At 70.2% G+C, this 16,016-nt stretch carries 9 protein-coding genes; 4 read left to right on the top strand and 5 right to left on the bottom strand.

Going from position 1 to position 16,016, the window contains the following annotated elements; genetic code table 11:
• Positions 1-2: 2 nt before the first annotated feature.
• Both JOF48_RS01750 and JOF48_RS01745 read left to right on the top strand, forming a co-directional pair.
• On the top strand, positions 3-1,334 hold the full coding sequence (locus JOF48_RS01750) for an O-antigen ligase family protein (protein ID WP_209676736.1): 1,332 nt from the start codon (positions 3-5) through the stop codon (positions 1,332-1,334).
• A complete protein-coding gene (locus tag JOF48_RS01745) occupies positions 1,331-2,188 on the top strand; it encodes a hypothetical protein (protein ID WP_209676734.1) in 858 nt (285 codons plus the stop codon). The genes JOF48_RS01750 and JOF48_RS01745 overlap by 4 nt, the downstream gene beginning before the upstream one ends.
• A 162-nt stretch (positions 2,189-2,350) precedes the next feature.
• Here the strand turns inward: JOF48_RS01745 and JOF48_RS01740 are convergent, their stop codons facing one another.
• The 5 genes from JOF48_RS01740 to lhgO form a co-directional block, all read right to left on the bottom strand.
• A complete protein-coding gene (locus JOF48_RS01740; RefSeq protein WP_209676732.1) occupies positions 2,351-5,077 on the bottom strand; it encodes a WecB/TagA/CpsF family glycosyltransferase in 2,727 nt (908 codons plus the stop codon).
• A 42-nt stretch (positions 5,078-5,119) separates the two neighbouring features.
• Complete coding sequence (locus tag JOF48_RS01735) at positions 5,120-9,865, bottom strand: DUF4082 domain-containing protein (RefSeq protein ID WP_245346363.1); 4,746 nt, start codon at positions 9,863-9,865, stop codon at positions 5,120-5,122.
• Positions 9,866-10,137: 272 nt separating this feature from the next.
• Positions 10,138-11,454 carry a Dyp-type peroxidase gene (locus tag JOF48_RS01730; RefSeq protein ID WP_209676730.1) on the bottom strand — a complete coding sequence of 439 codons (1,317 nt, stop codon included), beginning with the start codon at positions 11,452-11,454 and terminating at the stop codon, positions 10,138-10,140.
• A gap of 16 nt (positions 11,455-11,470) precedes the next feature.
• Positions 11,471-12,697 (bottom strand): EfeM/EfeO family lipoprotein, encoded by a 1,227-nt coding sequence (locus tag JOF48_RS01725; protein ID WP_209676727.1) that lies wholly within the window; start codon positions 12,695-12,697, stop codon positions 11,471-11,473.
• A complete protein-coding gene (gene lhgO, locus JOF48_RS01720) occupies positions 12,694-13,893 on the bottom strand; it encodes an L-2-hydroxyglutarate oxidase (RefSeq protein ID WP_209676725.1) in 1,200 nt (399 codons plus the stop codon). The genes JOF48_RS01725 and lhgO overlap by 4 nt, the downstream gene beginning before the upstream one ends.
• Positions 13,894-14,054: 161 nt before the next feature.
• On the opposite strand from lhgO, the gene JOF48_RS01715 reads away from it, so the two are divergent.
• Together JOF48_RS01715 and sufU are read left to right on the top strand one after the other, a co-directional pair.
• Entirely contained in the window at positions 14,055-15,365 is a 1,311-nt protein-coding gene (locus JOF48_RS01715) for a cysteine desulfurase (protein WP_342591122.1), read from the top strand.
• 3 nt (positions 15,366-15,368) lie between these two features.
• Complete coding sequence (sufU, locus tag JOF48_RS01710; RefSeq protein WP_209676723.1) at positions 15,369-15,830, top strand: Fe-S cluster assembly sulfur transfer protein SufU; 462 nt, start codon at positions 15,369-15,371, stop codon at positions 15,828-15,830.
• Positions 15,831-16,016 lie beyond the last annotated feature (186 nt).

The following is a 16,016-nucleotide window of genomic DNA, read 5'->3' as shown; positions in this document are numbered from 1 at the left end:
ACATGTTGAAAATTACCAAGAACGCCGGGACACCGGGGCACCCCGTGCATTCTGCCCGGCCGAAGGCGTCGGACGCCGTCACGGTCCTGACCTTTTACCTGCTGGTCCTGCTGGTGGTGCCCTCCGACCGGCGCGTGGCTGCGCTGGGCGGGGCAGGCGCCCCGGCAGGACTGTTTGCCCTGGCCTCGCTGCTGTGGTGGTGCTGGCACCACATCCAGCACCCGCACGCGGCCTGGACCCGGCGGTTCCAGCCCGTGCGCACCGCCATGTTTGTCTACTGTGCTGCGGTGGCAGCCAGCTATGCCATGGCGTCGCTGAGCGCCCTGCCTCCCACCGACATCAGCGTTGCAGACATGGGCCTGCTGCGGGTTGCCGCCTTTGCCGGGATCCTGCTCGTGGCCAACGACGGGGTGCCCAGCGGGGAACGGTTCCTCGTGCTGATCCGGCGCCTGTGCCTGCTCGCCGGCCTCTATGCGGGGCTGGGGCTGGTGCAGTTCTTCACGGGGATCAGCATCGTCGACTCCATCCAGATCCCGGGCCTGACGTCGTCGGCCGTGGGCGGCACGGAGGCCCGCGCCGGCTTCATCAGGGCAGATGCCACGGCCATGCACCCCCTGGAATATGCCATGGTGCTGGTCATGGCGCTGCCGTTCTGCCTGACCCTGGCACTGTATGACAAGAAGCGTTCGGCCTTCCTGCGGTGGTTTCCCGTGGCAGCCATAGCCCTCTCCTCCGTCCTGTCCGTCACCCGCTCCGCACTGCTGGGGCTGGTGGCGGTGGTCCTGGTCCTGCTGCCCACATGGCCCCGTGCCGCCCGGCGCGGCATGATCGCGGCCTTTGCCGTGGTCCTGGTCGGTGTCTATGTTGCCGTGCCCGGCATGATGGGCACCATCGTGGGCATGTTCTCGGGCGGCTCCTCCAGCGTCAGCTCGCGGACCAGCAGCTATGACACCGTCGTTGGCTTCGTTGAGCTCAGCCCGTTCTTTGGCCGGGGCTTTGGCACCTTTCTGCCCTCCTACCGGATCCTAGACAACCAGTACCTCAGCGCTGCAATAGAGACGGGGCTCGTGGGGATCATCGCGCTGCTGCTGGTCATCGTCTGCGCCGGGGCGGTGGCCCTTGCCGGCAGCCGGCGGGAACCGGACCCGCTGCTCAAACACCTGGGGACTGCGCTGCTCGCCTCCACAATTGGCGGGGCGCTGCTGACGGCCTTTTTTGACTGCTTTGCCTTTCCCCAGGCCTGCGGCATGCTGTTCCTGGTGCTGGGGTTGTGCGGGTCGTACTGGAACCTGACCCGGAACTCCGTGCCGGCCAAGCCGGTGGCTGCACCATGAAACTGTTCAAGGCCATCCGCCGGCGGCTGCGCCGCCAAGGCATCATCATGGTCCGCCGCTGGTACCTGACGGCAGCGGTGCTGGCCCTGATGCTTCCGCTGCTTCTTGCCGCCGACCACGCCGGCGGGGTCTACTACTCGACGGCGAACCTGTTGTTCCTGCCGCCGCCGGCAGCCGTGGGCGGAAACTCCCTCAGCGCCGACCCCGGCCGGACCGTCTACTACGCCGCCATGGTGGAGCGCCGCTTCAACGCCGACGGCAGGGGGATCCAGGTGAGCACCACCGACGCACCGCTGTATTCCACCGGCGTGCGGCAGGGCTACAAGGTGTATGTGCCCAACGCGGGCGGACAGTGGCAGACCAACTTCAACCGGCCGCTCATCACGGTGGAGGTCGTGGGCCCGTCCCCTGAAGCGGTCGCCGGCCAGTTCAACGCCATTGTTGACCGGCTCGACACCCTGGCGCTGGCACCGCAGGTGGACATGGGGGTCAAGCCGGTCGCCTACATCACCACTGAGCTGGCACCGGCCATCCCCAACATCATGTACATCGGGGTGCGCAACAAGAAGGCCCTCCTGATCCTGGGCCTGCTGACGCTGGGCCTGGTGACGGGCGTCCCGCAGCTCGGCGACCGCGCCATCCGGGCCATCCGCCGGCGGCGCCGCCACCAGGCACGGCAGCGTGCGGCTGCAGACGCTGACGGCACGGCGGGGTCGGCCGGCGCGCCTGACGGACAGTCGGGGGCACCCGGCCCGGCCGACCTTGCCGGAACCCCGCTTGCTGCTGTGGGAGCCGTTGCTGCGAAGCCCGGAGGGGCGCCGGGCCGCCCGGAGATTGCGGCCGGGAAGAGGTGACGGGCACCGCGTCCCGTGAACCAGCCGTATTCCCAATCCACCAAGGCCAGCCCGCGTGCCTCACGGCCCGGGCTGGTCTTCTTGTGGGGGACGGCCGTGCCGCCACACCCGTCGCGCAGCCCGCCTGCTGCCGGAAGGCAAGCAGGCGGGCTGCCGGAGGTCTCAGGCCGTGCGGCTGCTTTCGTCCCGGTCCCAGCCCCCGCCCAGCGTCAGCGACCTGCTGCGCGTGGCCTTGCCTGCGAGCGCCAGCGATGCGTAGATGCCGGCGTCCACGAGGGCTGCCGGGCCGGTGACGCTGCGCAGCAGCTTGCCCAGGCCCGTGCCGCCGGCCGGTTGGGCCGCGGCAGGGACGGCCGGCATCGCATCGCCGGATGCCGTGTTGAGCGCCAGCTGCTGGTTGCCGCGGTAGATGCGCCGCAGCGTGCGGTACAGTTCGCGGGTGTGCAGCGGCACCCGGACCACCACCGGGCGGGTTGGCAGCACGGCCTTCTCCGACGGCTTGAACAGGGAGTCCACGAAGGCGTCGTCCGCGGTGGCTGCGGGGAAGTGGCCGAAGCGGGCGTGCCCGGCCAGGCTGACGGCATAGGCGCCGGCACCCCAGAGGTGTTCGCTCATGGCGGGGATCCGCAGGCGGGCCCGGTAGTAGGCCTTGACCAGCCTGTCGGCCCCGCTGGTTTCGTAGCGGAAGGAGGGGCGGGCCGCGAGGGCGCCGGGCTTGCCCAGGTGGCGGAACACATCGGCCACGGCATCCGGGGCCACTTCGATGTCGGCGTCCAGGTACAGGCGGGGCCAGCGGGTGCAGGCCACGTCGGCGGCGTTCAGGGCGGCCGTCTTGGACGGCGTCTTGAAGTCGAGCACGATCACGCCGGGGAAGGAGGCGGCGATCGCTGCGGTGTTGTCCGTGCACCCGTTGCAGGCCACGATCACCTCCACGGCGCCGGAGGCTGCCAGGGCAGCCAGCGGCCGCAGCGTGCGGGCAATGACGGCGGCCTCGTTGTGTGCCGGGATGATGACGGCACCGGAGGGGAACTCCCCGACCGCGGCGGCCGGGGCGGGTGCGGAGCTGGCGTGGGGGAGCGACTTCCAGTCCCGCATGCCCGCCAGGGCCATGAAGGCGCGGCGGTTCCCGGCCTTGTAGGAGCGGGCCAGCTCGGCGGTGGCGCCCACGGACCGCACCAGGGCGGCGTAGCCGCGTGAGTGGTGGGTGGCGGCGTAGCGGACCCGGTTGACGGCCATCAGCGCCGCCAGGTCAGCCGAGGCCCCGGAACCGCCCCGGCTGTGCACCATCGACGCCGACGGCTCAAACCAGGCCGTGTGCCCGTGCTCGCGCGCCCGCCGGAAGTAGTCGGTCTCCTCCGAGTACAGGAAGAACTGTTCATCCCAGTCACCCACGTGCCCTGCCACCGTCCCGGAAATCAGCACGGCGGCACCGGTTGCCCATTCGATCGGGTGCGGGAACTGGTAGCTTTCAGCGTTGTAGTCGATCTCGCTCAGCCATTCCGGCCGCCCGGCCAGCTTCCCGCCGAACAGGGCGTCGCCCACGGCCTTGCCCAGGGTCGGCTCGCGCCGCAGCGACGTGTAGGTGGTGCCGTCGGCGTCGAGCAGCCTCGGCACCACAATGCCCGCGCCGGAGACGCGCATGCGCCGCCGCAGCGTCCTGACGGCGCCGGGCAGGATGCGCAGGTCGGGGTTCAGCACCAGCACGTCGTGGTGTGGGCCGGCCTGCCGCAGCGCCGCATTGATGCCGCCGGCGTAGCCCACGTTCCCGCCGGTCTCCGCGAGGATGACGTCCGGGTGCGCGGCCAGCTTCTCGCAGGTCCCGTCGCTGGAGCCGTTGTCGGCCACCACCACCTTCAGCGACTGCGACCCCGTCTCCCCGCGCAGGCCCTCCAGGAGCGGGTCAATGTCCGCTTCGTTGTTGTACGTCACCAGCACCACTGTCACATCCGCCAGGAAGTCCGACGGCGTGAAGGCGCCTTCCGGTGTCTCGGCGGCCCTGGCGGGCGGCTGCACGGGCAACGGTGCGGTGCGGGGGGCGCCGTCGACGCTGCTGTGGCGGTTCATGCGCAGGTAGGCTTCGGGGCCCTGCACCAGGTAGCGGCGGGCCAGGCGCTGGGGCTCCATGGCCAGCCGCCAGGCCCACTCCATGCCGGCGTCGGCCACGGCCTGCGGCGCCCGCTGGATCCGCCCGGCCAGGAAGTCCACCACGGCCCCGAAGGCCAGCAGCACCGGGGCGCCGGTCAGGGCCCCGTATTCGGACATCCACAGCTCCTGCCGCGGCTTGCCCAGGCCCACCACCAGCATGTCCGTGCCGGAGGCGGCAATCTCGGCGGCCAGTTCCTCCGAGGAGTCCCTGTCGGCCAGGATGGGGCGTTCCGGCGCCCACCATCCGGAGACCTGCAGGTCCGGGCGGTGCCGGGCGAACTGTTCCTTCAACAGGGCGTGGGTGGCTTCGGAGCCGCCCAGGAACCCCACGGACAGGCCCTCCTCCCGGGCCCGGTCCAGGAGCGGGTCGATCAGGTCGCTGCCGGCCAGCCGGGGCCAGTCGTGCCCGGTCAGGGCCGTGGCCTTGGCCCGCAGCGGCGCCCCGTCCAGGAGCGTAAGCCAGTCGAGGTTGCCGCTGTTCTCCAGCAGGCCGTGCCAGCGGCCGCTGGTGCCGAAGTGGAACACGTGGTCCAGGTTGGCGGAGGCCACGGCCAGGGGACGCTCCCGCGGTTCACCTGCGGCGGCAATGATGCGATCCACCGCGCCTTCGAAGGTGCTCAGGTCCACCTCGGTGCCGCCCAGAACCACCTTGCAGGGAACCGCCGGATGGTCCGGGCGGGAATCGGGCCGTGCCACTGGGGCGGCAAGCCGAGAATCTGCAGCGGGATCAACATGGATGCTCACGGTGATGGTCTCCTTCGAGTCGTGGATTGCGTGCATGGGGGCCTAGGGGGTCGTGAAGATGACGTCGACCCAGTAGTTGGAGGACTGGAAGCTGGCCGTGGGGAACGTGGAGTCGCCGTAGCGGTAGACGCCGTTGCCGGCCGTGGACGTCGATGCCGGTGCGTGCAGCGGCGCCTTGTCCACAGCGCCGGTGAACCCGCCGGAATCGGCGGCGTAGTGCCCGTTCGGGGCGAAGTAGGACACGATGTAGGCCGTGTTGGCGGCGATCGGGATGGGCGTGGTGAACTGGGCGCTCTGCCAGCCGCTGGCAGTCTCATTGGTGAACGTCACCGTGCCCAGCAGGGACCCGGTGCCGGACCACAGGTAGCCGGTGTGCGTGCCGGTGTTTCCCGCCCCCTTGTAGAACTTCACGCCGGTCACGGTGCCGCCCACATCGGAGCGGAACCTCATGCCGAGCTGGACGGCGTCCGGGTCGTTCGCGCTGGTGGTGCCAGGTGTTGCCGCGACGGGGAAGACGCTGCACGGGCAGGCCGGTGCGGCCATCGTGGTGAAGGTCCAGCTGTAGGGGGCAGCCATCGTCCCTCCCGCCTGGTTCTTCGCCCCGGACACGGTGGCGGTGTACGCCGTCGCATAGGCCAGCTGCTGGCCGGGGGTGAAGGTGGAGGCGTTGGCTACGGAGTCGTAGGACAGGGTGCCGGGCACCGCCGTGCCGGCCGGGTCCTTGAGGGTGAAGGACACGGTGGCCGGGTCAACGGCCCAGTTGAATGTGGCGCGCGGCGCCACGGAGGGCACCACCCCGGAGGCGTTGGCCGCCGGCGTCGTGGCCGAGACCTTGGGAGCCGGGGTGGCGGTGGGGCTGAACACGGCGTCCACCCAGTAGTTGGTGTTCTGGAAGCTGTCCGTGGGGAAGTTCGAGTCGCCGTAGCGGAACACGCCGTTGAGCCCGTCAAGGCCGCTGGCGAGACCGGTCAGGGGCGCGTTGACCTTGGCGGCTGCCAGGCCGCCGCTGGTGGCGGAGTACCCGCCGTTGGGTGCCAGGTACGACACCACGTAGGTGGTGTTGGGGGTGATGGCCACCGGTGATGCCAGGTCGGCCTGCTGCCAGCCGCTCGCAGTCTCATTGGCGAACGTCACGGAGGAGAGCAGGGTGCCGGTGCGGCTCCACAGGTAGCCGGTGTGCGTGCCCGTGTTGGCAGAGCCCTTGTAGAAGCGGATGCCGGTGATGTAGCCGGGCAGGTCGGACCGGAACTTCATGCCCAGCTGCACCTTGTCCGTGTCCGGTTCGGACCCGGTCGCGGGCGCGTCGGAGCCGGAGAACACGGTGCACGGGCAGATGGGTGCCGCCACGGTGGTGAACGTCCAGGAGAACGGTGCCGCAAGGCCCTGCCCGGCAGTGCTCGTGGCGGCGCTGACAGTGGCGGTGAAGCTGGTGCCAAACGCCAGAAGGGCGGTCGGGGTGAACGTCGCGGCCTTGGCGGCGGCGTCGTAGGCCACGGCCCCGGCAACGGCGGCCCCGGAGGCGTCCTTGACCGTCATCACGATCGAGGCGGGCGCCACGTCGGTGCTGAACACGGCCTTGGGGGCCGTGCTGAGGGCGGCGTTTGCGGTGCCGTCCGCCGGGGTGGCCGAGGCCACGGTTGGCGGCGGTGGCGGCGGCGTGGTGGTGAACGACCAGGTGCTCGGTGCCGCAAGCGGCAGCCCGGCCGCAGTGGTGGCGCCGGAGACCGTGGCCGTGTACTGCTTGCCGTAGGCCAGCGGCTGGCCCGGGGTCAGGGTCACGGTGCGGTTGGCGGAGGCATAGGCGGCGGTGGCGGGCACGGCCGTGCCGGCGGAGTCCTTCAAGGTGAACGTGATCGACGCCGCCGTCACGTCCTGGTCAAAGGTCGCCGTGGGCTTCACGGCAATCCCCACACCGGTGGCCCCGGCGGTGGGGCTGGTGGAGGTGACCGTGGGCGGCACGGGCGCGGGCAGGGTGGTGAAGCTCCACGTCACGGGTGCGGCCATGGCCTGCCCGGCCGCATTGGCCGCACCGGAGACTGTGGCCGTGTACGTGGTGCCGTACGCCAGCGGGGCCGACGGCGTGAACGTGGCGGTGTTGGTGCCGGCGGCATAGCTCGTGGCACCGGCCACGGACGTCCCGCCGGGGCCTGCCAGCGTGAAGCTGATGCTGGCCGGGACCGCGGCCTGGTTGAACGTTGCGGACGGTGCAACGGCCCGGGCCTGCCCGGTGGCCCCGTTGGCCGGCGTCTTGACCATCACGGCCGGGGCGCCGGCGGCGTCGGGCAGGAAGTTCACGTCAACCCAGTAGTTCTCCCCGCTGAAGGACTTGTCCGGGAACGTGGGTGCGCCGGCATAGGTGTAGATGCCGTTGGCGGTCCCGGGCACGCTGCGCAGCAGGTGCAGGTGGCCGGCGTCCACGGTGCTGGATCCCAGCGGCATGGGCGAGGGGTTGTTGTACATGTACCCGGTGGTTTCCGAGTAGTGGCCCTGCGGCGCATAGTAGGAGGCCACGTACACGGTGTTCGCCGTGACCGGCACCGGCGTGGCAAACGTCATGGTCTGCCAGCCGCTGGCCGTCTCGTTCGTGAACGTGCCGCGGGCCAGCAGCGTGCCGTCAAGGCCCCACAGGCTGCCCACATGGGTGCCCTTGTTGGCTGCGGCCTTGTAGAAGCGCAGCCCCTTGATGGTCCCGGTGGTGTCGGCGGTGAACTTTACGCCAAACTCTCCCGCGTTCGTGTCGCCGGAATCGGCAACGGCCGGGGCTGCGGTGCCGAAGACGGAGCACGGGCACGTGGTGCCCACCACCCTGGCCGGGCCGCTGGCCTCAATGTTCCCGCTGTCGTCCGTGGCGCGCGAGCGGATGGTTTGTGCGGGCGTGCCGTGCGCCACCCACGTGTAGCTCCACGAGGCGGTCCCCACGGCAGGATGCCATGTTGCGCCGTTGTCTGTGGAAACCTCGACGCCGGCCACCACCCCGCCCGTGTCGCTTGCGGTTCCGGTGATGGTCATTGTGGTGCCGTCGGCCACCGTGGTGCCGGCCGCCGGTGCAGTGATGGTGCTGGCGGGGGCCGTCGTGTCGGCCGAGGCGCTCGCAGGCACCAGCCCGGCCATGGGTGTGGCCGGCTGGGCGTTCATGTCGGCCAGAAGGTTCATGGTGGCCTGCTGCATGTTCGGATCGGTGTTGGGCCGGCCGTCGGACAGGCCCCACGCCCACTGGACGGTGCCTGCCACGGACAGCCCCCAGGACCACTGGACGGTGCCGGAGCCGAACACGAGGGCCCCGCTGGGCGCCTTGTACAGGGTGAGGTTGTGGGTGGCGGTGGCAGGTGCCACGGTGGAGCCGTAGTCGGTGAACACCTCGGGGGCGTTGTACGTGGTGGAGGACATGCGGATGAGCCCGGCGGGGCGGAAGCCGTCGTCGGCGTCAACGTCCCACTCATAGCCCAGCGTGTCCAGCCCGGCGCCCAGCGTCAGCACCTGGGAGCCGGTGAGGCTGGCCGCGGCCGTGTTCCGCCATAGCCGCATCTTGGCGTAGGCGGCCGGGACGGTGATATCCGTGGAGCCGGAGTTGACCAGGAAGATCTGGCCCGTCAGGGCGTTCTCCGGGTTCCCGCCGCCGGTGGCCGTGCCGTAGCGCGGGTCGCGCCAGGTCCCCGTCCATTCCACGGGGTCGGTGGGTGCGTTGAAGTGGGTGTCCTTGTAGGACACCAGGGTGCGGTTGGCGGTGGCGGGGCCGGCCTGGCTGGGCTCCCACCGGGTCCGCCAGAAGATCTCGTTGCCGGTGAAGAAGGCCAGGTTCACGCCGGCGTCGCGGGCGGCCTCCACGTTGCTGCGCTGCGCCCCGGACCAGTATTCGTCATGGCCGGAGGACATGAACACGTTGTGGTTCAGCAGTTGCGCCGGCCGGGTGGCCGTGTCCAGGCCGCTGATGTAGCTGACGTCGTAGCCGTTCTGCTCCAGGAAGAAGATCATGGGGTACTCGGAGCTCTGGTACCAGTTGGGGTCGTTGATGTTGGTGTAGAAGAACGGGCGGTTGTAGGAGACCTTGAAGGCTGCCTTGTATGCCAGCGGGTTGCCCGGCGGGCAGGCCACGGTGCAGCCGTACAGGCTGTTGCCGCCGTAGGAGTTGTACGCCTGCCAGGTCGGGTCGGAGGTCTGGACAACCATGTCGGTAGTGCTGCCGTCGTTGCGGAGCACAAATGGGATCTGGCTGACGCCGCTGTGGGCGGAGGTCGGTGCGATGTCGTCCCGGGTCAGCACCGCAATGTACAGCCCTGACACGGCGTCCGCGGGTGCGGCCCAGCTGGCCGAGACCGCCCAGTTGCCACAGTCGATGAGCCCGGTTGCGGGGAACTGCGCGCAGGCCGGCTGGGACTGCGGGAGGGTGGCGGAGGGAAGGATGTCGCCCTGCATCTGCCGGGCGCCAAGGCCCTGGTAGTAGCCGAGCCGGAAGATGTTCACGTGGTACTTGGTGGCCGCCGTCTTGACCTTGAAGGAGATGGATTCCCCGGCGTTGATGCTCATGGAGGTGCCGAAGCCCTGGATGTCGGGGTCGCCCGTCCCGGGCACGTACCAGTCCAGCGGGCTGGAGCCGGGCTTGGAGTTTTCACACGCCACGGCATTGGTGACGGGCACGGCGCACGGGTCGGCGGCCGCGCCCTGGGCGGTCTCCACCGCTGGTCCGGGGGCCATGCTCGCCGTCAGGAAGGAAAACACCATCGCCGCGGCGACGGGCAGGGTTGCCAAGCGGACCAGTGCCGGCCCGCGGAACTGAATATTCTTGAACATCGATTGCCCCTGCGTCAGTCCTGCAACGGATCAAGGAATCGACACAACAACCTGCCCGTCGAGACCCTGACGACCCCGCTCTTCCGGCTTCCAGGACAGGGCTCCGAAACGTTCTCGGGGCGCCTTGCCGCAGGCAAAAAGAAGAGCAGCCGTAGCTGACTTTAGGCTTGGGTGCACAGCGCTCACTAGCGTGGCCTGTACTTGATTTCCGCCCCCAGTACTTGGCCGGGACACGCGAAACTACTTGGGATCAGGGGCCTTTGCGCCCCGGGCTACGCGCCCTCGATGAGGGTCTGGCCCAAGTACCCGCCGGCACCGGCCACACCCGGCAGGGCAATGAAGTATTGACCGCCCACCGCCTGGATGTAGTCGGTCATGGGCTCATCCGCCAGGCGCTCCTGGACGGTCTCAAACTGTTTCTGGATGTTGGCCTGGTAGCAGGCGAAAACCAGCCCCACATCCTGGTTGCCGTTGGCGTCGGCACCCAGCACATAGTTGTAGCCGCGTCGCAGGAAGCGGGAACCGTCGGTCTCGTCCGTGCGCGGGTTTGCCAGGCGGATGTGGGCGCTCAACGGTGTCACGGCACCCATGGTGTCGTCCGAGTAGCGCGGCACGTCCGCCTCAACCGTGCCGTCCAGCGGCGCCCCGCTGTCCCGGCGCCGCCCGATCATGGTGTCCTGTTCCGCCAGCGACACCCGGTCCCAGAACTCCACGAGCATCTTGATGATGCGCACCACCACAAAGGTCCCGCCCACGGCCCAGTCCGGCTGCCCGGACCCCGGCCCGATCCACACCAGCCCGTCCTGCTCCGCCGGATTGGCCGTGCCGTCCTTGTAGCCGAACAGGTTCCGCGGCGTGCCGGATGGCCGCGGCGGCGAAACAAAGCCGTTGACCTGCCACTGCGGCTGGATCCAGGCCCGCGTGTGCCGCGTCAGGTCCCGCAGCGCGTGGTGGACGGTGTCCTGGGAATTGGCACACACCTGCAGGAGAAGCTCGCCGCCCATCCACTTCGCCTCGGGCACGTCGGCGGGAAAGACCCGCATCTCCGTCAGCCCCTCCGGCTTCTTCCCGGCCAGCCCAAAGCGGCCGTCAAACGCCCCTGCCGCCAGTCCCACGGTCACGGTGAGCCCGTCCGGGGGCACCACCGGCCCCAGCACCTCGGAGTCCGACGGCGGCCTGCCGGAACCCGCGGGCGCCGGCACCCCTCCGGTGGTCAGGAAGCGGATGCGTGCGGTGAGCGTGCGCATCAGCTGCTTCAGCTCCCCGGCGTCCTGCGCCGTCAGGGCGAACACGGCAAAGCAGGAGGCCGCCTGCGGGGCGGCCGGGCGGTAGATGCCCGCCTGGTTCGGCCCTTCAAAGGGATAGGATTCCGCCGGGCCGGCCACAGCCGCGGGCGCCTCCCCGGACTGGGCCGCAGAGGCCCCTGAAAGCGCAGCCCCGGCGGCCACGGCCGCTCCGGACGCCACGGCACCGCGCAGCAGCGAACGGCGCAGGAACTGCCGCCGCCCCACCCCGCCTGCCCCCGGGAAGGGGCAGCTGCCGCCCGCGCCTTCGGTGCCAGTGCCGGTGTCGTTGCCGTCCTTGTTCATGTCACGTCCTTGAGGTTTATTCGCTGCCCTGCGGCAGGATCAGCAGCTGGGGGATGTCGGCCAGGACCTCCAGGGCGGCGGACACGGCGGCGTTGACCTGCCGCCGCTGCGCCGGGGAGGCGTCCTGCAGCCGGGTCCAGGAGTCGCCGTCGTGCAGGGGTGCCAGGGCGGCGTCAATGGCGTCCAAGCCGGCCGCCACCTCGTCGGTGAACCCGGGGCGCCTCGAATCCAGGCTGGCGGCGAGGTCGGTGACCACTGTCCGGGTGACCGACACGTCGGAGGCCGTGATGGCCAGCGCCATGCCCGCGCCCTGGTCGGCCTGGCCGGAGAGCTGGTCGCGCAGCGTGTCCTCAAGGATCTCGTGGGCGCGCAGCGGCAGCGAGCCCTTCTGCACCACCAGCGTCGGCGCCTGCGCCGACAGCGCGGCCACGTCCGCCCTGGCCGCGTCCGCCAGCGGCACCAGCGATTCCGGGCTTTCGCCGTGCCACAGCCCGTGCTCAATCCGCAGCAGGCCCTTGAAGTTGGGGTCGGCCGCCCCGAGGGAGGCGTCCGGGCTTCCGGCGATGCTCTCGCCCAGGTCGCCGAAGCTGCCGTAGGCCGCACCCAGCAGCGACCATTCCCGGCGGGCCGTGAGCCAGTCCGACTGCGCCCGCCCCCGGTCGCCTGAGGCCAGCGAGGCCGACAGCGTGCCCAGGTCCGCGTCCAGCTGCTCCAGCACATGGTCCACGTACTTCAGGTAGAGGTTGTCGGCCTTCTGCAGTTCCCCCGTAAAGGTCTCGGCGATGCCCGGGTTGGCGCCCTCCGGCACCGGCCCCGCCACGGTGAACTCCGGCGAGCGCCCCTGCTCCTGCCCGCCCAGCAGGCACTGGAACGCGTACTGCCCCGGCCCCAGGACGGCCGACAGCGGCACGGACGTCCCCGGCCCCAGAACGATCGTGCGCACCACGGAGCCCACCGCGGGCATCGCCACCAGGTACACCTCCTGGGGTGCGGAGCCGCTGTTTTCCACCACGAAGCTGCGCAGGCCCGTGGGCTGCTGCGGCAGCTGGGCGCCGCAGGCGGTGTCGGTCACGGTCACGGTGGCCACGCCGGCCTGTCCGACGGCGGACGGCTGGCTTTGCGGGATGCCGGCCACCACCGCGGCCAGCAGGGTGGCGGACGCCGTGCAGGCTAGGGCCGTCAGCGCCCATTCCCGCCGCAGCCTTCCCCGCTCCGGGGCAGCAGCCTTCCCTTCGGCCGTCATGCCCGGCCGCCCGCCAGTGCCACAATGTGCTCGGCGATGGCCATGGAGGACGTGGCCCCGGGCGACGGCGCATTGCGCACCTGCAGGATGCGCCGGCTGCCGGTGATGGCAAAGTCGTCCACGAGCGATCCGTCGGCGTTCATGGCCTGGGCCCGAATGCCGCGCCGGCCCGGCACCACGTCCGCCACGGCCAGCTCGGGCACGTACGCCCGTGCCGCGTGGACGAACGCCCGCCGGCTCAGCACGGTCCGCCCTTCCCGGACCGCTGCGGGGATGTTGCCTGCGGCAAAGCGCCAGAATCCGGCAAAGCCGGCCACCTCGGCCAGGTCGCGGGGAACCAGCTGCAGCGCGCCGTACGCCTCGCGCCCGCCGGCCAGGAACGCGTTCGGGCCCACCATGACCTCGCCGTCGATCCGCTTGGTCAGGTGCACGCCCAGAAACGGGTAGCGCGGGTCCGGCACCGGGTAGATGAGGCCGTTGACCAGCCGCCTCCGGTCCGGCCTGAGCAGGAGGTAGGCGCCAAAGAACGGCACGATGCGCGGGGTGTCGGCGTCGCCGGAGGCCTTTGCCAGCCGGTCCGACTGCAGCCCCGCACAGTTGACCACCAGGTCAAAGGCGGCGGAGCGCGGCCCGGCCTCCACCAGGACCTGCGTGCCCCGCTCCTGCATCCCGGCGACCTCCTGCCCCAGCACCAGCTCCCCGCCCGCATCGATGAAGTCCTCGGCAAGGGCCCGGGTGGCGGCTGCGTAGTCGGTGATGGCGGTGGTGGGGGAGTGCAGCGCCGCGATGCCGCGGGCGTGCGGCTCGATCCGGGCCAGCTCCGCGGCGTCCACCATGCGCACGTCCGGCACACCGTTGGCCAGCGCCCTGGCATGAATGACCTTCAGCCGCGCCAGCTCGGCCCCGTTCCGGGCCACCACCACCTTGCCGCATTCCTCATATGGGACGTTGCGGCGGGCGGCCAGTTCCTGCAGCAGGCCCACCCCGCGCCGGCACAGCGCCGCCTTCAGTCCGCCGGGCTCGTAGTACAGTCCCGCGTGGACCACGCCACTGTTGTGCCCCGTCTGGTGGGCGGCCAGCTGCGGCTCCTTCTCAAACAACGTGACGGCCGCGGCCGTGCCGGACGCCAGCAGCTCCCGTGCCACCGCCACGCCCACAATTCCCCCGCCAACCACCGCGGCCTGCACCTTTGCCATGTGCACAGCGTAGTCACAAGGAGGTCAGCTTAGCCATGCCTGTGGTGCCGGACCCGCCAATCAATGCGACAATTAGGTGAGATTGTTCTGACGTATTGCCGTACGTCGGAAGCCGTCCGGGAGCCGGGCGGTTCCACGATTGCCCCAGGAGCGCTATTTTGGTGACAGTATCCACTTTGCACGATGTCCACGGGCCGCTGAATGACGCCGAGGTGCTGCGCATCCGCAACGACTTCCCCATTCTGGACCAGGACGTCAACGGCAGGCCGCTGGTCTACCTGGACTCCGGCGCCACCTCGCAGAATCCGCAGAGCGTCATGGAGGCGGAGCAGGAGTACTACGAGCAGCGCAACGCCGCCGTGCACCGCGGCGCCCACACCCTCGCCGTGCACGCCACGGACGCCTTCGAGGATGCCCGCGAAACTGTCGCCGCCTTCATCGGTGCGGACAGCAACGAGCTCGTGTGGATTGAAAATGCCACGGCCGGGCTGAACCTCATTGCCTACTCCTTCGGCAACGCCAGCGTCGGGCCGGTCTCCGCCGCGGCCGGCCGGTTCGCGCTCTCTGCCGGCGACGAGGTCCTCGTCACCGAGATGGAGCACCACGCCAACCTGATCCCCTGGCAGGAGCTGTGCCGCCGCACCGGCGCCACCCTGCGCTTCATCCCCGTCCACGACAACGGCACCCTGGACATGGCCGCCGCCGCCGGGCTCATCAACGCCAAGACCCGCGTCCTCTCCTTCACCCACGTCTCCAACGTCACCGGCGTCATCAACCCGGTCGCCGAACTCGTGGCCCTCGCCCGCAGGACGGGCGCGCTGGTGGTCCTGGACGCCTGCCAGTCCGCCCCGCACCTGCCCCTGGACGTCAAGGCGCTCGACGTCGACTTTGCCGTGTTCTCCGGCCACAAGATGCTGGCCCCCACGGGCATCGGCGGGCTGTACGGCCGCGCCGAGCTCCTCGACGCCATGCCCCCGTTCCTCACCGGCGGCTCCATGATCACCACGGTCACCATGGAGGAGGCAGGCTACCTGCCCGCCCCGCAGCGCTTCGAGGCCGGCACCCAGCCCATCTCCCAGGCCGTCGCCCTGGCCGCCGCCTGCAACTACCTGAAGGAAACCGGCATGGACCGCATCCACGCCTGGGAGGCCGAACTTGGCGAACGCATGGTCAAGGGCCTGGAGCAGATCCCCGGCATCCGGGTCCTCGGCCCGGAATCGGGCGTCCCCCGGGCAGGCCTTGCCGCCTTTGAGGTGGCCGGCGTGCACGCGCACGACGTCGGGCAGTACCTTGACGCTGCCGGCATCGCCGTCCGCGTGGGCCACCACTGCGCCCAGCCGCTGCACCGCCGCCTCGGCCTGAATTCCTCCACCCGGGCCAGCGCCTACCTGTACAACACAACCGCCGACGTCGACGCTTTCCTGGCCGCCGTGGCCGGGGTTCGCAGCTACTTCGGCGTGGAAGGGGCATAGGCCATGAGTGAGCTTGATTCGCTGTACCAGCAGATCATCCTGGAAGAATCCAAGACCCGGCGCGGCGGCGACCTGGCACCCGAGCAGATGTCGGGGGAGGGGCTGCCCGCCAACGTGGGCCAGTGCCACCAGCTCAACCCGGTGTGCGGCGATGAGATCACGCTGCGGATTGAGACCGACGCCGGCAAGGTGTCCGGCATCCACTGGGCCGGGGACGGGTGCTCGATCTCGATGGCCTCGGCCTCCATCCTCAGCGACATGGTCGTGGGGCTGGACCGCGGGGAAATGCAGGTGCTGGTGGACAACTTCCGCGAGGTTATGCGCTCGCGCGGCAAGATCCAGGCCGACGAGGACATCCTCGGCGACGCCGCGGCACTCTCCGGCGTCTCCAAATTCCCGGCCCGCGTCAAGTGCGCCATGCTTGCCTGGGTCGCCGCCGAGGACGCACTCAATCAGACCCGGTAACCTGGGCGGGTGCGGGCCCCGTCAATAGCCGTACGGCTTATCCGAACGGCCAACGAAACTAGCCATTCGGTGTCGCTAATAGTGCTGCCCGCTGTCGTACATTGGCACCATGCGGGGACCTGCCCCGCACGGGAGCCTCGGGGGACGGCAGTGTCTGCAATTCGTTTTAAGGTCACATCGCGCACA

The sequence above is a fragment of the Arthrobacter stackebrandtii genome (assembly GCF_017876675.1).
GTDB lineage: Bacteria > Actinomycetota > Actinomycetes > Actinomycetales > Micrococcaceae > Specibacter > Specibacter stackebrandtii.
The sequence above is the reverse complement of the archived record's forward strand: the minus strand, read 5'-3'. Positions and strand labels throughout refer to the sequence as shown.